Origin of the sequence: Anabaena sp. UHCC 0253, assembly GCF_009712085.1 — a bacterium.
Classification (GTDB): Bacteria; Cyanobacteriota; Cyanobacteriia; order Cyanobacteriales; family Nostocaceae; genus Dolichospermum.
The window spans coordinates 923,754-934,514 of sequence record NZ_VILD01000001.1; the positions used below are offsets into that span (position 1 = coordinate 923,754).

Genomic DNA, 10,761 nt, shown 5'->3' on the forward strand with positions numbered 1-10,761 from the left:
AATTGTGGAAGCACTGCAATCTAAAGGTGAAATAGTCGCCATGACAGGGGATGGTGTCAATGATGCACCAGCGTTGAAACAAGCGGATATTGGTATTGCTATGGGTGGGGCGGGTACGGAAGTTGCCAAAGAAGCCGCTGATATGATTTTGACAGATGATAACTTTGCATCTATAGAAGCTGCTGTTGAGGAAGGAAGAACAGTTTACCAAAATTTATTGAAAGCGATCGCCTTTATTCTTCCTGTGAATGGTGGTGAATCTATGACGATTTTAATTAGCGTTTTGTTAGCCAGAGATTTACCAATTCTCTCTTTACAAGTTCTCTGGTTAAATATGGTAAATTCCATTGCTATGACAGTTCCTTTGGCTTTTGAACCCAAGTCTGATCGGGTAATGCAACAACCCCCACGTAATCCCAATGAAAAATTACTTTCTCCTAATCTAGTTAAACGTATTGTCCTCATTTCTATCTTTAACTGGATTTTAATTTTCGGTGTCTTTGAATGGATGCGACAAACAACTGGAGATATTGCTGTTGCCAGAACAATGGCAATTCAATCTTTAGTAGTAGGCAGGATTTTTTACCTGTTAAGTATTACCCAATTAGGTGTTGTTATTTTTGATAAAATTCGCGGAATTAATCGAGAAATCGGCGATCAAAAGGCAATGTATGCAGGAATTGCCAGCACTATTATTTTGCAGATCATTTTCAGCCAATGGGGTTTGATGAATAAATTATTTTCTACAGCCCCATTAGACTGGAATCAATGGTTAATATGTCTGGTTGTTGGATTACCGATGATTGCAGTAGCAGCCGTTGCCAATCGTTTAGACTCTAACTTTTGATGTTACTACTCTTTAGCCATCAATTTTTGTCCAAGTAGGGGCGTTCGCGGAGCGTGCTGGAAGCATCAGCATTCGGACGATAGATTATCGGTTTCTTCCCAAGTTTATTTTCCGAATGCTTCGCCCTTACTATTAAATGCTGATGCTTCCATTACCGTCAGGGATACGCCCTTACTATTAAATGCTGATGCTTCCATTACCGTCAGTAATACACCACTACGACTCCTGACTGGGCGCAGGAAATCCTGTTAATCTCAATACATTAGTAAAACATATAACTGATATAACCAATACTAATTTTAATTATCTTTACAAATTGACACTTATCCTCTAATGTTGAATTCAGGTAGGCAAAATAACCTATCAACATCATACGAAAATAAAGCACTCATAAAATGACCACAACCATTCAACAGCGTTCAACCGCTAACGTCTGGGATCGCTTCTGCGAATGGATCACCAGCACCGAAAACCGGATTTACATCGGTTGGTTCGGAGTATTGATGATTCCTACCCTGTTAGCTGCTACCACCTGCTTCATCATTGCATTCGTTGCTGCGCCTCCCGTTGACATTGACGGTATCCGTGAGCCAGTTGCAGGTTCTTTGATTTACGGAAACAACATCATCTCTGGTGCAGTTGTTCCTTCTTCTAACGCTATCGGTTTGCACTTCTACCCAATCTGGGAAGCTGCTTCCTTAGACGAGTGGTTGTACAACGGTGGTCCTTACCAATTGGTAGTTTTCCACTTCTTAATCGGCGTAGCTTGCTACCTCGGTCGTGAATGGGAATTGTCTTACCGCTTAGGAATGCGTCCTTGGATTTGCGTAGCCTTCTCTGCACCTGTAGCAGCAGCTACCGCAGTATTCTTAATCTACCCAATCGGTCAAGGCTCATTCTCAGACGGTATGCCTTTGGGTATCTCCGGAACATTCAACTTCATGATCGTGTTCCAAGCTGAACACAACATCTTGATGCACCCCTTCCATATGTTGGGTGTAGCTGGTGTATTCGGTGGTTCTTTGTTCTCTGCGATGCACGGTTCACTCGTTACTTCTTCTTTAGTTAAAGAAACAACTGAAACCGAATCACAAAACTACGGTTACAAGTTCGGTCAAGAAGAAGAAACCTACAACATCGTTGCTGCTCACGGCTACTTCGGTCGCTTGATTTTCCAATACGCTTCTTTCAACAACAGCCGTCAATTACACTTCTTCTTGGCTGCATGGCCAGTAGTTGGTATTTGGTTCACCGCTTTGGGCGTAAGCACAATGGCGTTCAACTTGAACGGTTTCAACTTCAACCAATCCATTATTGATTCTCAAGGTCGCGTTATCGCTACTTGGGCTGACGTAATCAACCGCGCTAACTTAGGTATGGAAGTAATGCACGAGCGTAACGCTCACAACTTCCCTCTAGACTTGGCTGCTAGTGAAGTTGCTCCTGTTGCTTTGACTGCTCCTGCAATCAACGGCTAATCTGAAAAATTCAGATAATTAAAAGATACCCTCCAGAAATGGGGGGTATTTTTATTTGTCAAGATTGATCTTGCCATCTGGTGTAACTGGTTTACTGCTTTTCTCATTCACATCGCAGACACATTATCAAATCAAGGAAATCTGACCTTAGATAAAGTCATATCAGCAGTTCAATCTGGTTTAATAGTTACTAAGCTGATGTAGAAAAAATAGCAATATTCTTGTTAAATTTGGCGAATTGTGCCACTTCCCTGTATGATAGATGTTTCACTTGTAACTACAAAATCAATTTAGTATAAAAAGACTAGACATCACCAACTATACAGTCAATTATGGAGGAAGACAAATGTCCAACAGCCCAGGACTGTACATTATACTCGTCAGTGTTCATGGTTTAATTAGAGGTCATAATCTAGAGCTAGGAAGAGATGCCGATACCGGCGGACAAACAAAATATGTAGTCGAACTAGCCAACACATTAGCCAAAAGTCCCCAAGTAGAAAGAGTTGATTTAGTCACAAGACTGGTAAATGATCCCAAAGTTAGCCCTGACTATGCCCAACCGATAGAAATACTTTCAGACAAAGCCCAAATTATTCGTCTTGCTTGTGGTCCACGTCGTTATCTCCGCAAAGAAGTTCTCTGGCCACATTTAGATACCTTTGCAGATGAATTACTCCGACATATCCGCAAAGTGGGAAGAATACCAAATGTCATTCATACACATTACGCCGACGCGGGATATGTTGGTAGTCGGGTTGCTGGTTGGTTAGGAACGCCTCTTGTGCATACTGGTCATTCCTTGGGACGAGTCAAACAGCAACGATTATTAGAACAAGGAACGAAACAGGAAGCGATTGAAGAGAATTTTCATATTACTACCAGAATCGAAGCAGAAGAAATTACCCTGGGGGGTGCAGCCTTAGTTATAGCCAGTACAAATCAAGAAGTTGAGCAGCAGTACAGTGTATACGATCGCTATCAACCAGAAAGAATGGTGGTTATTCCTCCTGGTGTGGACTTGGATCGCTTTTACTCAGCCGCAGATGATTGGCAAAACCCACCCATTCAAAAAGAATTAGAGCGTTTTCTCAAAGATCCCCAAAAGCCAATGATCATGGCGATTTCTCGTCCAGCAATTCGGAAAAACGTCAGTAGTCTGATTAAAGCCTATGGCTCAGATCCTGAGTTGCGGAAACTGGCTAACCTAGTAATTATATTGGGAAAACGAGATGACATCATGACGATGGAATCGGGTCCCCGTCAGGTATTTATCGAGATATTGCAATTAATAGATCGCTATGATCTTTATGGTTTTATGGCTTATCCCAAACACCATAATGCTGATGATGTTCCAGATTTATATCGGCTGACGGCTAAAACCAAAGGAGTCTTTATTAATCCAGCCCTAACAGAGCCATTTGGGTTAACTTTGATAGAAGCTAGTGCTTGTGGTGTACCTATTATTGCTACGGCTGACGGCGGTCCCAGGGATATCTTAGCAGCTTGCCAGAATGGGTTGTTGATTGATCCCCTGAATATTAAAGAAATACAAGATGCTCTGCGTACAACTCTAACAGATCCTGAAAAATGGCAACGCTGGTCTAAAAATGGCTCGGTTAATGTCTGCAAATATTTTTCTTGGGATAGTCATGTTGAGAAATATCTAGAAAAAATCCGCCTATTTCCCCAACGACGAATTCAATCTTTACTCAGTCCTCTACCTGCATCTCCTGCTGCTGATCATCCAGAGTGGAATGTGCCAGATACCAATCGTCTACCAACGGCAGACCGTTTTCTAGTTTGTGAAATTGATAATACGCTATTGGGTGATCAAGAAGCTTTAGAAAAATTGATTCATCGCATTCGTAGCGAAGGACATACAACCGGAGTTGGTATTGCTACTGGACGCTCTTTAGAAAGTACCTTGAGTATGTTAGAAGAATGGCGCTTCCCCATGCCAGATTTGTTAATTACATCAGCAGGTAGTGAAATCTACTATGGTCCGCAGATTGTTACAGATACAAGTTGGCAAAAACATATTGGTTATCAATGGCAAGCTCAAGCAATTCGTCAAGCGATGAAGAATATCCCTGGTGTGGAATTGCAACCACCAGAATCTCAACGCAAGTTTAAGATCAGCTATTTTGTTGATGAAGCCAAAGCGCCAAGCTTCCGGGAAATTATCCGCCATTTGCGTCGTCAACAACTGCCAGTCAAGGGGATTTATAGCCACAATATGTATCTGGACTTAGTGCCTATCCGGGCTTCTAAAGGAGATGCAATTCGCTATGTGGCTTTAAAATGGGGTTTACCTGTTAACCGCTTCTTGGTAGCAGGGGCATCAGGTAATGATGAAACTATGCTTGGTGGTAATACTTTAGGTGTTGTGGTAGGAAATTACAACCCAGAAATTGAAAAGCTGCGGGGTGTTCCACAGGTTTACTTTGCTCAAGGGAATTATGCTTGGGGTATTTTGGAGGCTTTAGATCATTATGACTTTTTTGGTAATTTGTCTCAAACACCGTTGGAAATGGTGAAAGGTTAATTAAGTAAGAAGGTGACAGGGAACAGGGAATAGGGAAAAGATAAGAGTTTGATGGCTGATTTTCTCACTTCACTAAATTAAATTTAGCTGCGTATTAGCTTCAGAAGGTGACAAATAGGGAATAGGGATATTTGTCATGTTAGGTTTTTTTGTAAAAATAAAAATTTCTGTAGCAATTCAATATAAAATCTAAAATTTAAAATCAATAATTACAATGACAAATCTTACTCCCAATTCAAGTTTTAGTGTTACCCTGCGGTTGCAGATTCCCAATCGAGTGGGGATGTTAGCATCTGTAACTCAAGCGATCGCTTCCAGTGGTGGTAATCTAGGACAAATTGATTTAATTGAACAAACTCGTCAAGAATCTATACGTGATATTACAGTTGATGCTGCTAGTACCGAACACGCGGAAACTATTGTTCAAGCAGTAAAAGTATTACCAGATATTCATGTAATTGATGTTTACGATCGCACTTTTAATTTACATCGAGGCGGGAAAATCAGTATTGTTAGTAGAATTCCGTTAAGAAGTGTTTCCGATTTAGCTATGGCTTACACTCCTGGAGTCGGCCGAATTTGTAAAGCGATCGCCGAAAATCCAGAGGAAGTGTACAATCTAACTATTAAACAAAACACTGTGGTAATCGTCACTGATGGTAGTGCTGTCCTGGGTTTGGGGAATTTGGGAGCAGCCGCAGCTTTACCCGTTATGGAAGGGAAAGCCATGCTGTTTAAGGAATTTGCTGGGCTTGATGCTTTTCCGATCTGTTTAGATACTCAAGATACAGATGAAATCGTCAAAGCAGTTAAAAATATTGCTCCTGTGTTTGGTGGTGTAAATCTAGAAGATATTGCTGCACCACGCTGTTTTGAAATTGAAAAAAGACTGCGCGCAGAATTAAATATTCCGATTTTTCATGATGACCAACATGGTACAGCAATTGTCACACTGGCAGCATTATTAAATGCTCTTAAACTTGTCCAGAAGTCAATTGCAGACATCCGGATTGTTATTAATGGTGCTGGTGCGGCTGGGGTAGCGATCGCTCGTTTACTCCGCAAAGCTGGCGCAGAAACCATCTGGATGTGTGACTCTAAAGGGATTATATCTACTACCCGTACCGACTTAACCCCAGAAAAAGTCGAATTTGCTGTGAAAGCCCAAGGCACTTTAGCAGGTGCAGTTCAAGGTGCAGATGTCTTTATTGGTGTCAGCGCACCGGGAGTTTTAACACCAGAAATGGTACAAGGAATGGCGAAAGATGCAATTGTTTTTGCCATGGCTAATCCCATTCCCGAAATTCAACCCGAATTAGCCCCTAAAAACGTTGCTGTCATGGCTACAGGTCGGAGTGACTACCCCAATCAAATCAATAACGTCCTGGCGTTTCCTGGGGTGTTTCGTGGGGCTTTAGATTGTCGGGCTAGTACAATTACCACAACGATGTGTTTAGAAGCTGCCAATGCGATCGCTTCTTTAGTTAAGCCTTCTGATTTGAATCGAGAGCATATTATCCCTTCTGTCTTTGATAAGCGTGTGGCTACTGCTGTTGCTGCTGCTGTCAAACAAGCTGCACGAGAAGAAGGTATTGCTCAAAGTTAATACGTAGGTGGGCGTTAAAAATTGTCGTTGTGGCAAGGGAACAGGGAACAGGGAACAGGGAACAGGGAACAGGGAACAGGGAACAGGAAGAGAGTTTTGGGCGATTTTACTTTTCTTCACATACCTTTAAATTTTTCTGTTCACCTACTTAGATATCTTTTAGCATTTTTGTAGAGACGTTCCATGGAACGTCTTTATATTTTTTGTCTCATGCAGAGACACAGAGATAAATCAAAATAGTGCTTTGAATATTTAGTTACTTTCTACTAAAGTCCAAAAATAGCCATCTGGTGCAACAAAAGAAAAACTATTTTCGGCAAATTCATTACTAACGATTTCTGTAATTTGTTTTGCGGCACTTTCTCGCACTCGTTGAAAATAAGTCTCTATTTTCTGCACTTTGTATGTATAAAGGCACATTCCTAAACTTCCCGGTTGGGCATCTGCAAAGCGAGATTTTAAGGTAATATTTTCTGGAAAGCGAATAATATAAAGTCTACCACTTCGGACTGCCATAAAGTCAGTTTGCGAAGAACGAGGATCATCAAAAGTAGTAACTATGAATTTTTCCTCTGGGTTAAGTTCAAAAATTTCTCTTCCTGCTAAAGATGATTCATAAGTAGTTTCTACATCATCACGCACACGCAATAAACCTAAAACTTCTTCATAGAATTTGAGAATTTCTTTACTATCATCTTGAACAACTATCCCGACATGAGTAAACTGACTAGTTTGCAAAGGTGCATGATCATTAATATGTCCATAATTAGGGACATTATAACCAAAGCGTTGAAATAAAACTTGCCGAGTTAATGGTTGAAGTAATAGCATTTCTCGTACTCCTACCAGCGGTTCTACAAAAGGACGACTTTTTTTGTCTTTGTTATAAATTACTTCCCAGTGAGGTTGTGTGTAAAGAATATTTTCACCAATTGCTTTTGCTGCTTCGGCATGATTTAAAATACCTAATATATCAGCAGTTAATGTAGTAGCCCAACGATTACCTTTCACTTTCATGGAACTGACACCTAAACCCGCAGATGTGGGATTTTGCCAAATCATTAACCGAATTAATCCATGATCTGTATTTTGATGGTGAAGACGAATTGCCTGTAAAGGTGAATTTACCCCATATAATTGATAAGCTGTGGTTGCAGTTAATTCTCCTATTTTCCCAATCTGATAGCCAAATTGCTGCCAATATTGAATTGCAGAAACAGCATCTGTAACACCAATGCAGACTTCATATATACCGCCAATTGTTGTATTATTGTTTGCATTCATAGTTTATTTAGGGAGGAAATTTTATGGTTAAACGGAATAATTCGGCTAACTCCAGTAAATCAAATGGGGGAAGTTATGAGGCTAAGATAGCAGAAATTGAAACTATTATCACGCGCATTGAAGGAGGTGAGTTAGAACTAGCAGATGTATTTGCAGAATTTGCGACTGCGGTTGAGTATCTAAAGGAATGTGATAGTTTTTTGCAGCAGCGACAGCAACAGGTGGATTTGTTAATTGAAACTTTGCAAGAAGATTACAAATAGATGGACGTAAGACAACCAAAATATGTGATGATTTGTAAAATTGCCTAAATGCGTTATTTTGGTTGATTTTTAGCTATTTTACCAAACAAAATATATTTTTATTTTATTCCACATACTTATTTAGTGGTTTTGGTTTTATGACTAAACTTATTAACATATTTACCTTCACTGAAGCTTTAAAAAAATGCCACCACAATTAAAATTTTTTAATACTTATCCCCAATTAGATTTATTTAGCTTTCATCGAGTTGCTTGGTGGAAGCAGATTGTAGTGGCAATCACTTACTATATTACAGCTTTACTATCCCACACATTCACAACCTATCCTAACACTGGATCAACTCCTATTTGGATTCCTGGAGGTATTGCTGTAGGGTTAATTGCTATTTGGGGTTATCCTCTATGGTTAGGAGTCTTTATAGGTGTATTCATCGCTGAATTCACCATTTTTCAAGCTTGGACAAGTGTTAAAACTTTAATTTTCACCATCTTGATAGTTGTTATTGTCACAGCAGGAAAGGTTCTTTCAGTCTATTGGATGGAATATTTAATCGCTAATAAATACTTTTTAAATACAGCTAAAGATACCATTCAATTTATGGTTTATGGCTGTTTCTTGAGTCATTTACCTGTGGCTATTTTGTGTCCATTATTATTGTGTATTTTTGGTCAAGCTCCTTGGCAACTTTATACAGATATTGCTCTAACTTGGTGGTTAAGTGATTCTTTTGGAATTCTTATTTTTACTCCCTTGATTGTTGCATGGCATAAAAATATTATCTCTTTTAATCATTTATTACACCGTTTCTGGGTAGAATCTATCATCATTTTATTGTTAACCCTAGTAATTAGTGGCTCTATTTATACTGGACACAATGTAGAATATTTATTAGTACCTTTATTGGTATGGTCTGCCTTTAGATTTAAAGAATTAGGTGCAACTTTATTGCTAGTGATTATTACCGTAATCGTGGTAATTGGTACAGTTAAAGGATATAGTTCTTTTGTGCAAGAATCTATTAAAAATTCATTATTATTATTACAGTCTTTTATTGCCTGTATTGGCATGACAACTTTAGTTTTAAATGCAATTCTTAATGAAAATGATCAAGTAAAAAATGAGTTACGTTTAGCTAATACTAGCCTAATTAATCAAAATGAATCTTATGCTCGTTTTATACCTCATCAATTTTTACAACTTTTAAATAAATCCAGCATAATTGATGTTAAATTAGGTGATCAAATACAACTAGAAATGTCGGTATTATTTTCTGATATCCGCGATTTCACCCAACTTTCAGAAACTATGATCCCAGAAGATAATTTCAAATTTATTAATTCCTATCTTTCGCTCATGGAACCAGCTATTACTGAAAATAATGGTTTTATTGATAAATATATTGGTGATGCAATTATGGCTTTATTTAGTGGAGAAGCTGATAATTCAGTTAAAGCTAGTATTGCTATGTTGAAACTTTTAGATGAATATAATAATACTAACAGAGGTAGTCCTAATCGTCCTAAATTACAAATTGGTATTGGCATCAATACAGGGTATTTAATGTTAGGAACTGTAGGCGGAAAAAATCGCATGGATGGTACTGTAATTAGCGATGCTGTTAATTTAGCTTCTCGCGTGGAAGGGTTAACGAAAAATTATGGTGTATCTCTATTAATTACCGAATATACTTATGCAAAATTAAAAAATCCTAGTAACTATAACATGAGAATTATTGATACAGTTAAAGTAAAAGGTAAATCTCAAGCAGTGACAGTTTATGAAGTGTTTGATGCAGATTTACCAGAAATAAAATATCAAAAATTAGCTACTTTGTCAATATTTGCGGAAGCTTTATTACTTTATAATCAAGGAAAATTAGTAGATGCGGAGCGTTTATTTAATGATTGTTTACAAAAAAATCCAGGCGATCATGTAGCCTATATTTATTATCAACGTTGCCGAAATTAAATGAGCAATATTTACTCTACCAAAAAACCAAAATACTGTAAGCCTTCTTCTATTCCAGCAGCAAATTTAGTTGTTGCTAAATAACGATTGTCGTTGGGGTTTTCGTTGTGCCAATCTAATAATTCTTGTTTGGCATTGGCAACAATAATACCTTTTTCTTCTCTGTTGGCAAACAAAGCAATATCATTACCAGAATCACCACAAGCAACGGTTTTTGCTGCATCTATTTCTAAATGTTCCCGCACAAAAGTCATTGCCATACCTTTATTGGCTTGACTGGGCAAAATATCTAAATTATTATAACTTTTATGATCACTATAACTATAAATAACTTGAATATCTAATCCAACATTTCTTAAAGAGTTCTCTAGTTCCGATAGAACTTGTGTAGCATTTTCTTCTTCTAAGAAGTAGCTAACTTTAAAAGGTCTTTGCTCACTTTCTGGCTGTGGTATTAATTTAATAAAATTATCAGCTATTTGTTTAACTAATTCTTTATCCCAATCCTGAGATAAATGCTCTGACCATTGCTCATTGAGAGTTAACTTATATTGAGCATCATAATTATAAATTTCTGTGCCTACCGCACAAATCAAAATATCTGGTTTGAGAAGTTCTTTGTCTTTATCTTCTTGTTCCTTTTCCAGTTGTTGATACAGAAACAGCGATCGCCCTGTAGAATAAACAATCTTTGTATTATATTCCTGACGATGCAAATTTAGTCTCTGATTCAGTTTTTCCATTGCCTGATCATCACCCACGAGGG

8 protein-coding genes are annotated in these 10,761 nt (G+C 38.4%); 6 read left to right on the forward strand and 2 right to left on the reverse strand.

Annotated features, from left to right (window positions below; translation table 11 throughout):
* From FJR38_RS04075 to FJR38_RS04090, 4 genes are all read left to right on the forward strand, one after another.
* Positions 1 to 847, forward strand: an 847-nt coding sequence (locus tag FJR38_RS04075) for an HAD-IC family P-type ATPase (protein WP_168535538.1), incomplete at its 5' end; no start/stop codon positions are given.
* A 395-nt stretch (positions 848 to 1,242) separates the two neighbouring features.
* Positions 1,243 to 2,325, forward strand: coding sequence for a photosystem II q(b) protein (gene psbA, locus FJR38_RS04080; protein ID WP_168500111.1), 1,083 nt, complete (start codon positions 1,243 to 1,245; stop codon positions 2,323 to 2,325).
* A gap of 346 nt (positions 2,326 to 2,671) precedes the next feature.
* On the forward strand, positions 2,672 to 4,873 hold the full coding sequence (locus FJR38_RS04085) for an HAD-IIB family hydrolase (protein WP_168535539.1): 2,202 nt from the start codon (positions 2,672 to 2,674) through the stop codon (positions 4,871 to 4,873).
* 214 nt (positions 4,874 to 5,087) lie between these two features.
* A complete protein-coding gene (locus FJR38_RS04090) occupies positions 5,088 to 6,479 on the forward strand; it encodes a malic enzyme-like NAD(P)-binding protein (protein WP_168535540.1) in 1,392 nt (463 codons plus the stop codon).
* 252 nt (positions 6,480 to 6,731) lie between these two features.
* Here FJR38_RS04090 and FJR38_RS04095 read toward each other — a convergent pair whose 3' ends face one another.
* Positions 6,732 to 7,763, reverse strand: coding sequence for a VOC family protein (locus tag FJR38_RS04095; protein ID WP_168535542.1), 1,032 nt, complete (start codon positions 7,761 to 7,763; stop codon positions 6,732 to 6,734).
* A 23-nt stretch (positions 7,764 to 7,786) separates the two neighbouring features.
* Between FJR38_RS04095 and xseB the strand changes: the two genes are divergently transcribed.
* On the forward strand, positions 7,787 to 8,026 hold the full coding sequence (gene xseB / locus FJR38_RS04100) for an exodeoxyribonuclease VII small subunit (RefSeq protein WP_168500119.1): 240 nt from the start codon (positions 7,787 to 7,789) through the stop codon (positions 8,024 to 8,026).
* A 184-nt stretch (positions 8,027 to 8,210) separates the two neighbouring features.
* On the forward strand, positions 8,211 to 9,995 hold the full coding sequence (locus FJR38_RS28140; RefSeq protein WP_168500121.1) for an MASE1 domain-containing protein: 1,785 nt from the start codon (positions 8,211 to 8,213) through the stop codon (positions 9,993 to 9,995).
* 11 nt (positions 9,996 to 10,006) lie between these two features.
* Here the strand turns inward: FJR38_RS28140 and FJR38_RS04110 are convergent.
* The coding region (locus tag FJR38_RS04110; RefSeq protein ID WP_168535544.1) for a sucrose-phosphate phosphatase at positions 10,007 to 10,761 on the reverse strand (755 nt) is incomplete at its 5' end.